General features: G+C 37.4%; 14 protein-coding genes. 9 read left to right on the top strand and 5 right to left on the bottom strand.

Going from position 1 to position 16,787, the window contains the following annotated elements:
* The first annotated feature begins 125 nt into the window (after positions 1 to 125).
* The 4 genes from rpiA to FDO66_RS11090 all read left to right on the top strand — a co-directional run bounded on the left by rpiA (position 126) and on the right by FDO66_RS11090 (position 3,722).
* Positions 126 to 797, top strand: a complete 672-nt coding sequence (rpiA, locus tag FDO66_RS11105) for a ribose-5-phosphate isomerase RpiA (protein WP_141432718.1) — start codon at positions 126 to 128, stop codon at positions 795 to 797.
* Positions 798 to 962: 165 nt separating this feature from the next.
* The gene (locus tag FDO66_RS11100; RefSeq protein WP_141432717.1) at positions 963 to 1,262 is read left to right on the top strand and encodes a hypothetical protein; all 300 of its coding nucleotides are present in this window, start codon (positions 963 to 965) and stop codon (positions 1,260 to 1,262) included.
* Positions 1,263 to 1,341: 79 nt separating this feature from the next.
* Entirely contained in the window at positions 1,342 to 2,166 is an 825-nt protein-coding gene (comA, locus tag FDO66_RS11095; RefSeq protein ID WP_181444538.1) for a phosphosulfolactate synthase, read from the top strand.
* Positions 2,167 to 2,459: 293 nt separating this feature from the next.
* Positions 2,460 to 3,722 (top strand): MFS transporter, encoded by a 1,263-nt coding sequence (locus FDO66_RS11090; protein WP_141432715.1) that lies wholly within the window; start codon positions 2,460 to 2,462, stop codon positions 3,720 to 3,722.
* A gap of 1 nt (position 3,723) precedes the next feature.
* Here FDO66_RS11090 and FDO66_RS11085 read toward each other — a convergent pair whose 3' ends face one another.
* Together FDO66_RS11085 and FDO66_RS11080 are read right to left on the bottom strand one after the other, a co-directional pair.
* On the bottom strand, positions 3,724 to 4,194 hold the full coding sequence (locus FDO66_RS11085; protein ID WP_258535702.1) for a DUF441 domain-containing protein: 471 nt from the start codon (positions 4,192 to 4,194) through the stop codon (positions 3,724 to 3,726).
* 35 nt (positions 4,195 to 4,229) lie between these two features.
* Complete coding sequence (locus tag FDO66_RS11080) at positions 4,230 to 4,946, bottom strand: 2-phosphosulfolactate phosphatase (RefSeq protein ID WP_141432714.1); 717 nt, start codon at positions 4,944 to 4,946, stop codon at positions 4,230 to 4,232.
* A gap of 194 nt (positions 4,947 to 5,140) precedes the next feature.
* Here FDO66_RS11080 and FDO66_RS11075 point away from each other — a divergent pair, with 194 nt between their 5' ends.
* The 3 genes from FDO66_RS11075 (at position 5,141) to trxA (ending at position 6,530) form a co-directional block, all read left to right on the top strand.
* On the top strand, positions 5,141 to 5,560 hold the full coding sequence (locus FDO66_RS11075; RefSeq protein ID WP_141432713.1) for an RrF2 family transcriptional regulator: 420 nt from the start codon (positions 5,141 to 5,143) through the stop codon (positions 5,558 to 5,560).
* Positions 5,561 to 5,812: 252 nt separating this feature from the next.
* Positions 5,813 to 6,193 (top strand): IDEAL domain-containing protein, encoded by a 381-nt coding sequence (locus FDO66_RS11070; protein ID WP_141432712.1) that lies wholly within the window; start codon positions 5,813 to 5,815, stop codon positions 6,191 to 6,193.
* A gap of 22 nt (positions 6,194 to 6,215) precedes the next feature.
* Positions 6,216 to 6,530 carry a thioredoxin gene (gene trxA, locus FDO66_RS11065; RefSeq protein ID WP_141432711.1) on the top strand — a complete coding sequence of 105 codons (315 nt, stop codon included), beginning with the start codon at positions 6,216 to 6,218 and terminating at the stop codon, positions 6,528 to 6,530.
* Positions 6,531 to 6,673: 143 nt separating this feature from the next.
* Here trxA and FDO66_RS11060 read toward each other — a convergent pair whose 3' ends face one another.
* Genes FDO66_RS11060 through FDO66_RS11050 form a run of 3 tightly spaced genes read right to left on the bottom strand, consistent with a single transcriptional unit; the run spans position 6,674 to position 11,226 of the window.
* A complete protein-coding gene (locus FDO66_RS11060) occupies positions 6,674 to 7,942 on the bottom strand; it encodes an extracellular solute-binding protein (protein ID WP_181444537.1) in 1,269 nt (422 codons plus the stop codon).
* A gap of 19 nt (positions 7,943 to 7,961) precedes the next feature.
* A complete protein-coding gene (locus tag FDO66_RS11055; protein ID WP_141432709.1) occupies positions 7,962 to 9,536 on the bottom strand; it encodes a response regulator transcription factor in 1,575 nt (524 codons plus the stop codon).
* A gap of 25 nt (positions 9,537 to 9,561) precedes the next feature.
* Entirely contained in the window at positions 9,562 to 11,226 is a 1,665-nt protein-coding gene (locus tag FDO66_RS11050; RefSeq protein WP_181444536.1) for a cache domain-containing sensor histidine kinase, read from the bottom strand.
* Positions 11,227 to 12,105: 879 nt separating this feature from the next.
* Here FDO66_RS11050 and FDO66_RS11045 point away from each other — a divergent pair.
* Both FDO66_RS11045 and FDO66_RS11040 read left to right on the top strand, forming a co-directional pair.
* Positions 12,106 to 14,631 carry a glycoside hydrolase family 31 protein gene (locus FDO66_RS11045; protein ID WP_258535701.1) on the top strand — a complete coding sequence of 842 codons (2,526 nt, stop codon included), beginning with the start codon at positions 12,106 to 12,108 and terminating at the stop codon, positions 14,629 to 14,631.
* Between the two features lie 18 nt (positions 14,632 to 14,649).
* Positions 14,650 to 16,218: an alpha-amylase family glycosyl hydrolase gene (locus FDO66_RS11040; RefSeq protein WP_141432706.1), complete on the top strand. Its 1,569-nt coding sequence runs from the start codon at positions 14,650 to 14,652 to the stop codon at positions 16,216 to 16,218.
* Positions 16,219 to 16,787 lie beyond the last annotated feature (569 nt).

The following is a 16,787-nucleotide window of genomic DNA, read 5'->3' as shown; positions in this document are numbered from 1 at the left end:
AACATTAAAAATCATATTAATTGTTAGTAAATCGACAGGATATATTTAAAGACGGAAAACTTTGAGAAAAATAATATTTTGGTTAATATTATTAATAAGTATAAGAGTGTAGGTGGGATGTTTATATGGATGCTAAAAGGGTGGCGGGTGAAAAAGCCATTGAATATGTGATAGATGGAATGCTTTTAGGACTTGGAACTGGATCAACTGTTTATTGGTCTATTTTAAAGCTAGGCGAGTTAGTAAAAAAAGGACTTGATATAAGAGGCGTTCCTACCTCAAAAAGCACGGAAAAGCTTGCGCTTGAATTAGGGATTCCATTAGTAAACCTGTCTTCTATCAATCGCTTAGATTTAACAATAGATGGAGCTGATGAAGCAAATCCGGACTTTGAACTTATAAAAGGTGGTGGAGGAGCTTTATTACGTGAAAAAATGATTGCCTCAATTTCGGAGCGTTTCATTGTGGTTATTGATGAATCAAAATATGTTGAACAATTAGGCCAGTTTCCGTTACCCGTTGAGATTGTACAATTTGGTTGGGAAATAACTTGCAGCCAGATCCGTACATTAGGCTGCAATCCTAAATTGCGAATGGATCATCATGCCCCTTTTATCACAGATAATGGAAATTACATATTGGATTGCTATTTTGAGAAAATACATGATGCTGTCAAATTGAATAAAATGTTAAATATGATTCCAGGTGTAGTTGAGAATGGTCTTTTTGTAAATATGGCAGATACAATTGTAATTGGCGGGAAAAATGGAAATATTGAAACTTTATTTAATGCTTGAGGAAAATTTCCTCAAGATTATATAATTTATTACTTATTCTGGTCGTAACAAAATAAGTAGAATGGAATCTTACTCACTAAAACTGAAAAATGTATTTTTTAAATTTTTTTTAGCCAATATAAGGGAGAACTGTTTAAACTTATATTGCTAAAGGAGTTTTGACGATTGATCTTTTTTCAACCGGAGTTTCGCAATCAGCAAGGAGAAATTATAAATGTGGTCGATTCTAATGGAAAAGCTGTGGGATATATTTCTTATTTGTATAAAGAGGATAAGGACCTTTACATCATGGGTCAACTAGATAATCTAGGAGAAAAGCAGAACTTCATTGATCTCACATCTAAATTCATCGATGGCCTAAAAAAATCAATTCTTGGAGAAGGAGAGAAGGAACCATGCCTCTATATTCATCTTGGCGGTGAAGCAATGGACATCGATAAGAACAAAGATGTACAAGAACAATAAAAGATAACAAGAAACCTTTGACACTTATAAGCATACGATGGTTTACATAGACATTTACCCATTAGGAGGGATTGTTTCTGTGAACCAATCGGAAAATATTTGTCAACCGCAGCTTTTGGATCCATCGGGAGAAAGAATAAGTAAATCTGAAAAGCTTGGTTTAACGATGTTAATTGATAAAGGAATCAGTATCACTTTATTTGAAGAGTTCTTACAACTAGTAGGTCCATATGTTGACTATATTAAACTTGGTTTTGGCACAACCATGTTATATCCTTTTGAACTTTTGAAAAAAAAGCTGCTTTTAGCCAAAAAAGCGAATGTCATTTTATATCCGGGTGGTACTTTATTTGAAATCGCCTATCATCAAGGTGTCATACAAGAATATTTCGATTATATGCAGAAAATAGGTTTTGATCATCTAGAAATTTCTGATGGGACGATTGATTTACCAATGAGAAGCAGAAGAGAGATGATTCTAGAAGCAATTACAAATGGATTTTCGGTTTTAACAGAGTGTGGAAAAAAAGCTCAAGGAAGCCAATTTGCAGTAAAGGAATTAGAACGCACCCTTTATTCTGATCTTGAATGCGGTGCTTCCTATGTGATTGTTGAAGGAAGGGAATCGGGTAAAAATGTCGGCATTTACAATAATGAAGGCATGGTTGACAAAGAATTTCTTCGTGATTGCGAAAAAACGATTAACAGACAGATGAGACAAAATCTTATATGGGAAGCTCCGCAAAGTAAACAACAGATCGAATTAATTCACTTTTGGGGCAGGAACGTAAATATGGGGAATATCCAATTTGAAGATGCTTATAATCTAGAATGCCTCAGAAGGGGGCTAAGGTTCGATACATTTGCAAAAAAACAATCAACGCCTATTTTGCACTTTGAATAAATAAATGGAGAAAACTTTGTTTTTTCTTAATGGTTTCGGAACCCAGCCGTGAGCTAACATCTTCTTCCCGTGTTCTCATTCTCCCTTTATTAAAATATTAACTATGATCATCTCCCACCTCAATGTGTAGACTAGGTGGGATTTTTTAGATGGTGTAGACTCTCTATCTAATTCCAGCTGTTTTTGGCTTGCTGAAACGTACTTACTGAAATTGGTGGTATCGATTTGAATTAAATAGTCAACTAAGGGAAATGGTAAACAGAGAACAAATTAAACACGGGAGGAAGGAAAAAATGGAGGCAAAGCAAGGAACAATAAGTATGGTTGCGATCTCCCTTATCCCTTTAGTTATGGTACTAGGAAATTCAATGTTGGTACCTGTACTTCCAACCATGAAATCAAAATTGGACTTATCGCAATTTCAAGTCAGTCTTTTCATCACAATGTTTTCACTCGCGGCAGGCTTGATTATTCCTATAGTTGGTTATTTATCCGATCGTTTTGGACGTAAGTGGATTATTATTGTTTCATTAGTGATCTATGGGGTCGGAGGAATCATTTCAGGGTTAGCAGCTTGGTTAATGGAAAATTCTTATTTGATCATCATAATAGGAAGAGTCATACAAGGGATTGGAGCTGCAGGCACCTCTCCGATCGCGATGGCTTTAATCGGTGATATTTATTCAGGGGCAGAAGAGAGTAAGGCACTTGGGATTAATGAATCTTCGAATGGAATAGGCAAAATCATCTCGCCAATTGTTGGATCTATTATTGCTCTTATTACTTGGTATGCTGTGTTTTTTACCTTTCCAATTCTCTGCTTTGCAACAGCTGTTTTTATATGGTTCGGGGTAAAGGAAAAGAAAAAAATGGAAGGGAAGCCTCTGCCTGAATATCTCAGTGCCTTAAAGAAAATATTTAAACAGCAAGGGAAATGGCTGATTCCTTCGTTTTTTGTAGGAGCAGTCGGCTTATTTATCCTTTTTGGCATCTTATTTTATTTATCTAATGTTTTTGAAGAAACGTTTAAAATTGACGGGATTATTAAAGGGAGTATTCTAGCCATACCATTATTAGGGATGGTAGTTACAGCTTATATTACTGGTGCAAAAATTAAGCAAAACAAACCATTGATTCAAAGAATCATGGTTATCGGACTTGTCCTTTTAACAGTTGCCATGTTTACCGTCTCTTTCTTTCAAAAATTATACTTCTTGATTAGTCTTATAACGCTTGGCAGCATCGGAACAGGGCTATTGCTGCCGTGTTTGAATACATTAATTACAGGATCTGTTGAAAAAGCAGAAAGAGGCATGATTACTTCTTTATATGGCAGTGTTCGTTTTCTTGGTGTCGCATTTGGTCCGCCTCTTTTTAGCTGGTTGATGAAAATTTCTCATAAGACCGTTTTTTTCAGTATGGCTGGTTTAAGCTTGTTAACCTTACTGATTGCTATTTTTTTCATCAAACCGGGCAAACATAAAAAAGGAGAAACAGGAAGTCCGCAACAATTGGCTACTCTTTTTAAAAAAAGGACGAAAGTACCAACCACCTAACCTAGAAAATTTTTGATACTAAATAGATGATTTTCATAAGTAAAGCAGCGATTGCCGCTGCCATAAGAGGGCCGACTGGAATCCCGCGCAAAAAAACGATTCCGATAATGGAACCAACAACTAGGCCGATGATCATATGCGGCTCGACACGAAGCATTTCCAATCCTTTTCCATTCATATACGTAGCAAGTGCACCTCCTGCCAAGGCAACCGCTCCAGAAAGGGTTGTAAGGAGGAGTAAAAGATCTTTCCCGGTAATTTTTCCGCTGGCGAATGGAACTAAAACTGATATCGTTAAAAACAGAAGCCCAAGTTCCAAACCACGCCGTTCGATCATTGGAAATAAACGGTCCAATGAAGACAATTTCAACACTAATAAGAGGCTGGCAGCAGTAGCAATAATTGGAGAGCGACCGATCAAGCCGATTAAGATAAGAATGACGAGTGCGAATTCACTTGAAGAAATATTCAAAGATTTCAACCCCTGTCCCATTTCTACTATCAGTTTTATGTGTCTGAACAAGAAAGTATTCTATTTTCCTTTTCAATTGGGACAATTTGTAATAGATCGATTTGACTGCAATAGTCAATATCTTCTGTATACTGGTGTTTAACAAGCCGTTTTCCTGTAGTCGTCGTATAAAGAAGGTTAGGAAGTCGGTGCGCTAGTTGAAGATAGCAGGATTCCATTGCTTCTGAGAAATCACAGATCTCAATGGAGGGGGTTTGTTTCTTTGCTAAATGGACCATAAATCCTGCTGCAAGGCCGTCTTCTAAAGCAAATTCATTCCTAGTTCCTGCACAATAGATGGTTATATCTCGATGTTGTTTCATAGCTTGATTCATACAAGCTGAGGCGTTAAGAAAACAACCAATGAAGAGGCTGTCTGCTTTTCGTGCTTTTTCAATCGCTCTAGTCCCATTTGTGGTAGTTAAAATAAGGTGTTTGCCTGTATGATCTTTTTTTCGAATCGAAACAGGTGAATTATTGTACTCAAAACCTTCTCTTTTTTTGCAATGCCATTCTCCTGCTAGGACGTTATTGAATGAGTGTAAAGCAAATGCTTCATCAGCTGATTGAACTGGAATAACGGACGTAAAACCTGAAGCTAAGGCTGTTACAATTGTGCTTGAAGCTCTCAGCACATCAATAACGATAACTGTTTTATCGATTACTTGTTTAAGGCTAATCTCTTCAACTTTTGCGACCGTTTGAATATGCATTTTTTTCTCTCCTTTTAGCTATCCCAATTACGATAATGATATTCCATGAGTTGAGATTCATTCCTTTATCTGTATAGTTTTGAAAAAAGAATAGAAAAAAGTAAAATTCCGCATAGTCGAAGCAAGTTTTTTTCTTGACTAATCCAACTGTACATATTAAAATTACAGTAATCATCTTGAGGAGGAGCATGAAATTGAACAGTGATTTTACCATAGCCGTGCATAGTTTAGTCTATTTAGCTTATATTCCAGATCATATGGCAAGTAGTGAGATGATCGCAGCAAATGTTTCAACAAACCCTGCTAGAATTCGAAAGATGATGAGCTGCTTACGCAAGAAAGGTTTTGTAAAGACTAAAGAGGGAATCGGCGGAGGGTATATTCTTGACTGTAATCCTCAAGAGGTAACGCTAGCGCAAATTTATCGAGTGGTCTCACCTGGAAAGTTAAAGCCAAATTGGTGTACGGGAGATCCAGATCAAGCATGCCCGATTTCATCGAATACCCAAGTTGTTATGGATCAAATTTTTAATGAAGCTGAAGTGTATTTTGAACAATATTTAGAAAAAATTACCATTCATTCTGTTTTAGAAAAGATTAAGCAATGTACGTAAAGGTTTATTAATCTGCATTAAGTTATTGGCGAAAAAAAGGGTGAAAACGTCTACATTTAAGTTAAAAGCGCCTACATCGAAGAGTAATCTGTCCAAATTAATAGGAAAACAGTCCAGAACATAACAAAATCCGTCCATACACATGTTTTAATGTGGGTTTTGCTCGAAGATGAAGCTCATTTTCCTTATTGCAGATTAAATCAACATAGGTAAACTGTAACTTTTTTATAAACATTTAAAGGGGTGTGAAAAATGACAGAAAAATATGAATTGGTCACTGGTGATTGGATTAATGGAAGCTCTAATTACGGAGAATTGGTCTATGGTTATATTCAAGCAATCAATGAGGTGCACAGTAAATTTAGAGTTTACGTTGTGAAAAGTGATAACGAGAAAATTATTGGAAAATCAATTTGGATTGAAAGCAGAGGAGTGAAAAAGCTTCCAGTGTTAACAACCGTTAATGAGCAGCAGCTGTTAGCCTTAATTGATCTTGCACTGCTTACAAAGGATGAACAGTGGTTTTTAGAATTGTCTTCTGAATTAGCATCTATTCGTCAAAAATCAAAAGATCGTAAAAGTAAAATTGAAACTATATCTAATGAAAACGGAATTGGAAACTCTTTGAAATAAAAAAATAATGGAGGAATGTAAAATGGCTATTTCACATATAAGCGATCAAAATTTTCAATCAGAAACAAAAGAAGGATTAGTGCTAGCAGATTTTTGGGCACCATGGTGCGGTCCATGTAAAATGATTGCCCCTATTTTAGAGGAAATTGATCATGAAATGGGAGATCAAGTGAAAATCACTAAGCTGAATGTAGATGAAAACCCGCAAACAACAGGTGCATTTGGCGTGATGAGCATCCCGACTTTGATCATTTTTAAAGATGGAGAAGTAGTCGATAAAGTGATTGGCTACAAACCAAAAGAAGCATTAATTGAAACCATTTCAAAATATGCTTAATGCATGTGGAAATGTAGAAATTGGAATACAATAGTGGGTTGTGAAAATTCAAACTTCTTTACGTAAAAGAGTCTTGGAATTGGGGTGCAGTTCAAATACCAAGGCTCTTTTACTTTATATTTAAAAAAGTAGTTTTATTGATTTCAGTCGGAATCAGCTAAAAGTCTATCTATTTCAACTGCCGCATGGTCCAAACCATCCTTCACAGACATTTCCTCAGCAAAAATTTTATTCATGTACTCAGTGTACACTTCATCGATTTTAGTCCAGTTTTTCACAGGGGGTAACAGCAGGGTATTCTTTGAATCTTCTACATATGGGTAGAGGAATGAATCCCTCGGAACTTTAAAAGCCTTAACTGCCTCAATATTGGTTGGCATTAATCCGACACGTGCCATCGTAAGTTGTGATTCTTTTCTTGTCATCCATTTTATAAACGTCCAAGCCTCATCCTTCCTTTTGCTTCCATTCATAATGACCAGATTTTCGCCGCTTATAATTGAAGCTGGACGCGTGCTATGTGGAAATGATACTGGAATCGTTAACTTTAGGGCTTTTTTCTTTTCTGTCTCGCTTACTAAAGCGTAAAACCAAGGGCCATCATCCGTCATAAGAATATTTCCTGCTTTTACCCGATCCCAATTTTCTACGGCTCCTAGTTTATTGTCTGGGAGATCAAGAAGATTTTCCTTGTAAAGAGATGTCAATTGCTCAACAGCTTTAATGGTATTTTCACTGTTTAAGTATCCCGTAGCCCTTTTGTAACTTCTGTCGGTTAAAGCGCCGCCGAGACTGTATAGGTAAGGGATCGTCTCCCACGAACTTAACCCTCTGAGACCGATGGTAAAGCGATGCTGATGCGCAATCTTTAGTATTTCTTCTATTGTTTGCGGAGGCTTGGAATAACCTATGGATTTCAGAAGATCCTTGTTAAAGATTGCAGCATTCGAGTATGTGTTTAGAGGTAAGGAATAATAATTGTTGTTATAGAAGCCTACATTCATTAACTTAGGATTAAACCTGCTGCGGATTTCCTCAAAATCGTAGAACTTGTTTAAAGGTTCAAGTACTCCTTTCGTTGAAAACTCTGGAACCCAGGCGAGATTGAGCCGTACCACATCAGGACCTCGGTTAGAAGACGCTAGTGCTATTAAGTTGTTCTTTAATTCATTATTGAAAGATAAGTCTATAGATTCTACCTGAATGTGCGGGTTCTCCCGCTCAAAAGCTGGAATTAACACTTGCTCTAATAGCTCTGTTTCTTTGTCGTTGTATGTATTTAAATAAGTAATGACGATTTTATCCCGATTATGAAGTGATCGAACCTTACCTGGATCGGTAATCATGGAAGGACCTCTACATGCTGCCAACAAAACAAGAATCAATATAAAGGAAACCCATCGCCAACCCATGTTGTAAACCATTCCTTTCTTAAAAAATAGACATTCTTGTAGAATGATGTTTTTCTCTGTACTCATTAGGAGTTAAACCACTTATTTTCTTAAACACTTTGCTAAAATATTTTACGTCATTAAAGCCAGAAGCTGTGGCTACATCATAAATTCGGCTTTCGTCTTGTGTTAAAAGCCGCTTCGCTTCCCGAATACGTAGATCGATTAAATAATCAACAAAGTTTCGGCCAGTTTTCTTTTTAAAAAAGAGGCTGAAATAACTTTTACTTAGATGAACGATGTCTGCTACACATTGAAGCGTTAAATTTTCGGTATAATGAGCGGCTATAAAATCTAAAGCCTTCGTGATCAACTCCTCATCGTAATCATTTTCAGCCAGCTTCGGAGTAAAGGCTGTTCCGATTTCTTCTAATTGACTAGTTAGATGAGATGACATTTCTTCCATTGTCTCTGCGCGATACAGCAGATCCTGCCACTCAGGGGGCGGTGATCCTGTATCTATTTGTAAATGGTAAGCTTCTGTGAGTATGGTGCAAGCCTCTTGCTTTATTTGTTCTGGATTCAGGGATCCGTCATCCCAGCGAACAAGCGCAAATTCAATTGCGGATGAAACCGGATCTCCATTGCGGATCATTTCGTAGAAAGGAGCCCAATCATGATTTTCTTCTCTGTCCGATCGCTTTTTAATCATATTAGTTTCCGAACTTATGATGGAATAAAAGCCCCCCAGTCCTTCGAAAAAACGTCTTTGGCAAGCCGTATGGCTGTTGGCAAAACCCTTAAGAAGGTTGTCTATTCCATGTTCTGTCACAAATCCGGCTGAAGTGGAAATTCCCCATTGCTTTTCTAATAGATGCTTCCATTCAAGGAATCGTTGTTTCGCTTCCCCGTTGCAATCTGGCAAAATGATAAATAGGCCATTTTCGGCAACAATTAATGAGGTTCCTTCCTCCATCTGCACATAAAACATTTCCTGCCATTCTTCCAATAGAAGCTGTACATACAGATAGCCATGATTTTCTTTCCATTCCTCCGCTCCATCAAGCATAAGGTAGGCACAGGCATATTGATCTTCCAACCATGCTGGGGCCCAATTGGTTGCCCCTGGGATCTGCTTTTGTACGATTAATCTTTTTATTTTCTGTTCAACACGTTTTCGTTCAAGATAGACAGCCTCCTGTTGAAAGTGGTTCAGTTCGAAATCCCTTTTCCGTTCTTCCTCTAGCATGGCGATACATCGTCGAAGGACGGCGAGAAGGTCATCTTTTTTCAGCGTTAGTTTTAACAAGTAATCAACAGCACCTAACTTAAGCCCTTCTTTTACGAATTCAAAGTCATTGTAGTTGCTGACCAAGATAACCTTCAGCCATGGACAAATCTCTAGTGCTTGCTTCATAAGCTCAATGCCGCCCATCAAAGGCATTTTGATATCCGTAATGAGAATATCATAGGAACGCTCTTTAAGAGCAGCCAGTGCTTCTGCACCGTTGGCGTATTGATCTTCAACCATTACGCCTTCTTTTTCCCAATCAATAAAAGCAGTTATTCCTTTGCGAATGACAGGTTCGTCATCTACGATGAGAATTCTATACATGATCTTCCTCCTGATTCACTAGTTGTTATTGGAAAAGTTGACTATTTTTAATGAAAATTCGCACCGTGGTACCTTCCTCAACCTCACTTGAGATAGACCAATCCCAATTTTGAGCGTAATACAGTCGCAGTGTGTCAAAAATGTGGCGTAGACCAATCCCGATATTTCCATTTTTGATGGCAGCTTCTGGATTGTTCAATTCTTTCACTTGATTATTTGTAATGCCGAGTCCATCATTGTGTATGAGAAATACTAGATTGTCATCGCAAGAACATATCTTGATTGAGATTCTACCGTTTGTATTTTTAGGTACAATGCCATGGAATATGGCGTTTTCCACAATAGGCTGCAGGAGCATACGCGGAATGGGAATGTTTTCAGTACCCGGTTCAATGTCTAGTTCCAAATGGAATGTTTTTTCATAGCGAAGCTCCAAAATAACTAAATACTTCCGGATAATATCTAGTTCTTCTCCGACTGTTATTATGTTCCCGCTTTTCCCCATATTAGCTTCCAATAAATGGGTCAGTGCTGATAATACTTGAGATGCTTGGTTGTTCTGATTCGAATCAATAAGCCACCGAAGGGTACTAAGTGTGTTAAATAGAAAATGTGGTTGAATCCGATGAACAACAGCGCGAAGCTCCGCATGGTATTTTTCACTCTGTTCACTTTCCACCTGCTGCATCAAATTCTCGATTTCATGAACCATTTTATTAAATTGTTTGCTTAAAAAACCAATCTCATCTAAGGAACTAACAGATGTTCTTACTTTTAAGTCTCCTTTTTGAACGCGTATCATGCTCTGGGTTAGTTGTTTAACAGGCTTGGTAACCCGTCCGGCAAAGATAAGTCCGATCAAGATCGCAAGAAAGGAGAATAGGACAGATGAATAAAAGATCCAAGATTCCAGACGTTCTAACTGTCCACTGATTTCATGAATTGGGACGGTACCTACCAGTAACCAGCCATTACTCAGTGGTTGCTTAACACCGTAGTAAGGTATTCCTTTTTCAGTAAACTCAAATTCCTCTTTGTCTTCTCTTACAATATACGTGTACAAGTCAGGATTTACGACCTTCTTGTTAATCATGTCAAGATTAGAATGGATCATGATTCTTCCTTCTGGATCAACAACGAAAAACTTTCCAGTCTTCCCGAGCTTTAATTGCTCAATCGTGTTAAGAATAGATCGGCCATCTAAGTGAACCTGAACGAACCCAATATTGGCCATCGTGTCAAAATCTTTTAAGACCCTGCTCACTGGAAGCACTAGGTCAGTATTGATCCCTCCACCGTTAAAAACATCATAATGAATCCCTTGCCACAGTAATGCTCCGTCTTTTTGTTTGGCTTCTTTTACCCATTCTTGGTTAGAAAGCTGTACTTTTTTTAAGTTTATTTCCGCAAAGGTACCACTGCCCCAACCACTTCCCTCCTCTTTTAAAACATAAACAATCTTAACGAAGGAATTGGAATAAACTAAATTATTCAACAAGGTATTGATATATTGAGAGTTATTTCTCTGTTCAAACACTGGTGTGGTATTCAATTGTAATACAGCTCGTTGAATCGTGAGATCACTGCTAATAAAATCAGAGGTATCGACTCCAACTTCCAATATGTAGGAAAGTGATTCTGCCGTCTGCTTAGCAATCTGAACGGTAGACTCTCTTACGTTTTTTTTCAATATATTATTAGATTCCCAGTAGAAGGACAATGAAATTAAAAGAGTAGGGATTAAAATTAAAAGTAAAAAGGCTATCGTAATTTTGGATGAAAAATTTTTATGGAATAATATTTTTTGAACCATAACACCTTGCCTTCTTTGAATAGTATTTAAATCATTGTACAGTTTAAGGAGTGCTTTTTACCAATGTAGGTTTTGGAAATTCAATAGCTATCTAATCTTTAACATATTAGCTATTTCTTCTGCAATAGGAAAGGTGTTTTATTTTTAATGAAGAGCGTAAAATTTTACCCCTTAAAATTATTCATACAAAAGTATTGATAGATATCCATTATTTTCAATAAAATCGTTTAAAAGGAAATTAATGCTTTTTTTGGTGTTGTATTTTCATTGAAAAACGATAAAAAAAAGGTTGACAATATAATGAAGTGGTCAGTTAAGACCCAAAGTCCTTTAGTTCTCTAGGGCTATATTTTCCAAAATTTTTTCTATGTCCTAGATAAATCGGGGATGGATTCATCGTTGAAATGTGAATAGGAACTACGAGTTAAAATCAGTATCCACGCTAGTTTACCTCTACTACAAACTTAATTAATATGTACATTTTTAGCATATTTTGAAAACATATATAAATTTACATAGGAGATTTTCCCGATTGTTCTAACTACCTTGAATTGTTAAATTTTGAAATAAGCGAAGGAAAACCGGTTCCCTTTGGAAGAAAAGATCAGAAAGGAGAAGATGTCAACAAAAGATGAAGTCTTAAGTTTGGGACTTGCCAGTTTTTTAAAATTGGTTAAGAGAGAACCTATGAATTTCAAAAGTTCGACTGATAGTAAAAAGGATTATCAAAATTCAAATTCGTTGGAGGTATCTGCCTTGTCATTTTTAAAACCAAAAATTAAAGCTATCGTATCTGTTTTATTTGCTTTAATCATCGGGTTAACGACTGTACTATCACCAGCTTTCGCTGCACAGCCGGAGCCTGATACACCTTTAAATAAAGAAAACTTACAGAAGCTTTCTGTAAATAGTGCAGAAAAAATAAAGGACGGAGTAAAATTTGATCTAGGGAACTACGATGGCTATATTCACATGCTATCTGAAGATATGATCAAAGTTTCTATTCTTCCTGAAGGCACAGATGAAAAAGATTCTCCAGCCATTCATAAAAAAGAGTGGGATACTCCTAAGTTCGCAGCTGCAGAAAAGGACGGTTTATATACCCTAAAGTCAAGCAAAATCACAGTGGTTGTAAACGAAAAGCCTTTTGGCATTAAGGTCCTTGATGAAAAGGGACAAGTCATTAATGAAGACTACTTAAACAACGGTACAACATCCGGCTACGAAAACGGAAAGCCTTATATTTTCAAAAAAACATCTAAAGATGAAAACTTTTATGGATTTGGGGAGCAAACAGGCAGTACGTTTAATAAGCGTGGGAAGAGCTTGGGAATGTGGAACTCGGATTCATATGGTTATAACAATAGTACGAAGTATGTTTATACATCAATCCCATTCTTTATTGGCTTAAAAGAAGGTAAAGCTTACGGTATTTTGTTCGATAATTCTTACCGTTCTTACTACGAAATGGCAAGCGAATCTGATGATTACTACTATTTCTACGCAAATGGCGGTCCATTAACTTACTACTTTATGAACGGGCCTGACATTTCTCACGTATTAGATCAATACACAGAATTAACAGGTAAAATCAATCTTCCTCCGGAATGGTCTTTAGGTCTTCAGCAAAGTGCATGGGCTTATACACCTGAACAGCTTACTGACATTGCTAAAACATATCGTGAGAAAAAAATTCCGCTTGATACACTGAACTTTGACATTGATTATATGAATGGCTACAGAGTCTTTACATGGAGCGATCCGTACAAAAACGCTTTTGACCAAATAGAAAATATGGGTGGCTTTCACACTGTAGCGATCAATGACCCAGGTGTGAAACAAGATGATCAATATTCTATTTACAATGAAGGAACAGCTAAAGATTTTTGGGTTAAAAAAGCCGATGGCACACCTTATATTGGTCCTGTTTGGCCAGGAAATTCAGCATTTCCTAACTTTTTGAAAAGCGATACTCGAAACTGGTGGGCTGGACATATTGCTTCCTCTCTTCTAGACAAAGGTGTAGATGGAATTTGGAATGATATGAATGAACCTGCTGTATTCAATGATGGGGATGGATTCTTCCATACGTTGCCGCTTGATTCTTATGGTGAAGATGATCAAGGTAACAAAGTGCTTCATACGGAATTCCATAATTTATATGGACACTTGGAAAACGAAGCAACATATAATGCGTGGAAGCTTAGCAAGCCAAATGAAAGACCGTTTATCCTGACACGCGATATGTTTGCCGGAACTCAGCGCTATGCTGCTGTATGGACAGGGGATAGTTTAAGTACTTGGGAACATTTGCAAATGTCTCTGCCGATGAATATGAATCTTGGTCTTTCCGGAGCAGCATTTGTCGGAAATGATATTGGTGGGTTTGGAAACAAGGCGAACCCTGAACTATTCGCACGCTGGATTGAGCTTGGTTCATTCTTGCCATTTGCTCGTATTCACTACGATCAATGGAGTGATCGAAGCTATCATCAGGATCCATGGTCATTTGGTCCAGAAGTTGAAAAGATCAGCAAAAAGTATATTGAAATGCGCTATCAATTGTTACCTTATCTGTACAATGCCTTTAATGACGCTGCAAAGACTGGGAAACCTGTTCAACAGCCACTTGTTTATCAGTTCCAAAATGACAAAGGTACGTACAACATCGATGATCAGTTTATGTTTGGAGATTCACTGATGCTTGCTCCTGTTGTTACTGAGGGTAAAACGTCTCGTGATGTATATTTGCCTCAAGGTGAAACTTGGGTGAACTTCTGGGATCATAAAGAGTACGTCGGTGGACAAACAATCAACATCAACGCACCTTTAGATTACATGCCTATTTTTGTGAAAAAGAACTCGATTATTCCGACTCGTGAAGTGCAGCAGTACACTGGTGAGAACAAGTTAACAAATCTTACTCTAGACACTTATTTAGACAATGAAGCAACTTACAGCTTCTATGAAGACGATGGTAAAACGCTTGACAAAAATAACGGAGAGTTCAATGTGACTGACTTCTATGTAGCCAAGAAAGGAAATCACATCGAATTTAAACAAAACAAAAAGGTTCAAAATTACGATTCAGCACTTCAATCGTATACATTGAAACTATATCAAGCAGAAGAACCGAAGAAAGTTAAAACTGCTGGGCAGGACTATGCTAAAGCAGACAGCCTAGATTCACTAAATGAAAACAGCTACTATTTCGACCGTGACGCTTCTGTACTTTATGTGAAAATACCAGCTGATTTGGCAGGAAAACTACAAATTCAATAAGATTAGAGGAATAAGAATATGAGAAAACCGCTCTCTCTACTATTGACAGCGAGTTTATTATTCAGCGCTTCACCTGCTGTGCTGGCAAAAGATCAGCTATCTGCTGGTGCAAACGATAATCTTGGTGTCTATTATGAGGTATTTGTTAACTCTTTCTATGATTCAAACAAAGATAGCCATGGCGATTTGAATGGGATAACTCATAAGTTGGATTATTTGAACGATGGAAACAGTCACACAAACAAAGATTTAGGTGTTAACACTCTCTGGCTAATGCCTATCTATCCATCGCCAACTTACCATAAGTATGATACGACAGATTTCTACAATGTTGATCCGCAATATGGAACGCTTGAAGACTTCCGACGTATGACAGATGAAGCCCATCAACGCGGACTTAAGATCATTCTGGATTTTGCTCTAAATCATTCAAGTAATAAACACCCTTGGTTTCAGGCTGCGATGAAAGACAAGAATAGCCCATATCGAAATTATTATATTTGGGCGGACAATGATACGGATTTAAACGAAAAAGGACCTTGGGGCCAGAAGCTCTGGTATGAAAGCTATCCTGGTTCAGGCGACTATTATTATGCCGTATTTGATAAGGCAATGCCTGACCTAAACTACGATAATCCAAAAGTTCGTGAAGAAGCCATTAATATCGGTCAGTTTTGGCTGAAACAAGGTGCTGATGGTTTCCGTCTCGATGCAGCGATGCATATCTATACAGGCGAAACGGATAAGAACGTCGACTTATTAAAAGAATTCAGCCAAGGTTTAAAACAAGTGAAACCGGATGCGTACTTAGTCGGTGAAGTTTGGGACCGTCCGAATAACATCGCACCTTATTATCAGACACTGGACTCTAATTTCAATTTTGACCTAGCTGGAAAAATTGTAGATTCTGTTAAATCCGGCCAAGATAATGGACTGGTCTCTTTTGAAATGGACACACTTGATCTCTATCAAAGCTTTAGTACAACGGCGATTGATGCACCATTTTTAACTAACCATGACCAAGCACGGACTATGTCGGTGCTGAACGGAGACGTAGATAAAGCGAAAATGGCAGCTTCGATACTTCTGACGATGCCAGGTAATCCGTTCATTTACTATGGTGAAGAAATCGGTATGCTTGGTGAGGGACCGGATGAGTATAAACGCGAACCGTTCCGCTGGTATCAAGGAGATGGCGAAGGACAAACAACTTGGGAAGCTCCACGTTATAATGTAGGCACCTCTGCTGTTTCTGTTGATACACAAGATAAAGACAAGAATTCCTTACTAAATCATTACCGTGATCTGATTCATGTTCGCGAATCCTCCCCAGCTTTAATGAGAGGGGATCTTAACGAGGTGCAGACCGGCGATAGCAGGGTTTTAGGCTATACCCGAAATTATCAGGAAGACTCAGTGCTCATTCTGCACAATCTTTCGAAGGAAGCAGTTACAGTAACTTTGACCGAACAAGAAGCCAAACGCAACAAACAGTTATTTTCTAGCAGTAACGAAACGAAGATGAAGTATAGAGACGGGAATGTTCAAGTTACTCTCCCAGCTTCATCGACAATTATCGTACAGTAATTTTTTTAGATTTCTTCTACGATTCACAAGCTCCCTCGGCTGATAAGTAGAAATAAATTTAAATGATTTAATACGATATATGAAGAAGGGACTAGCTGAAATGTTAGTTCCTTTTTCATTTGGTTTAACTAGCCTTCAGAAGGGATATTGGACAGATATAGGCACGACATTCGGTACGTTACCACCGATGTTGTAAGTGTACTTTAACATATTTCTATTTTTTTGTAATTGGGAAGGTGTTTTATTTTGAATGAAGTGCGAAAAATTTTCCCCCTTAAAAGGATCTATACGAAAGTATTGATAGATTACCGTTATTTATAACTAATACCTTAATAAGGTAAAAATGATTTTTTAGGTGTCATATTTCAACTAATTAACGATAAATAGAAGGTTGACTATGTATGAAAGAATTCAGCAAAGAACAAAGTCCTTTAGTTCTCTAGGGCTAGATTTTCTAGAATTTTTTCATTATTCTAGCTAAAACTTAAAATGAGCAAGCATATGAAAAAAGACAAGTAATTAGAGTTTAACTTCAATAGCCATGCTATTTCACCTCTATTTCAGAATTT

It is taken from the genome of Bacillus sp. 03113 (genome assembly GCF_006546985.1).
Classification (GTDB): domain Bacteria; phylum Bacillota; class Bacilli; order Bacillales; family Cytobacillaceae; genus VATK01.
Note: the sequence above shows the minus strand (reverse complement) of the source record. Positions and strands in the feature narration are given on the sequence as shown.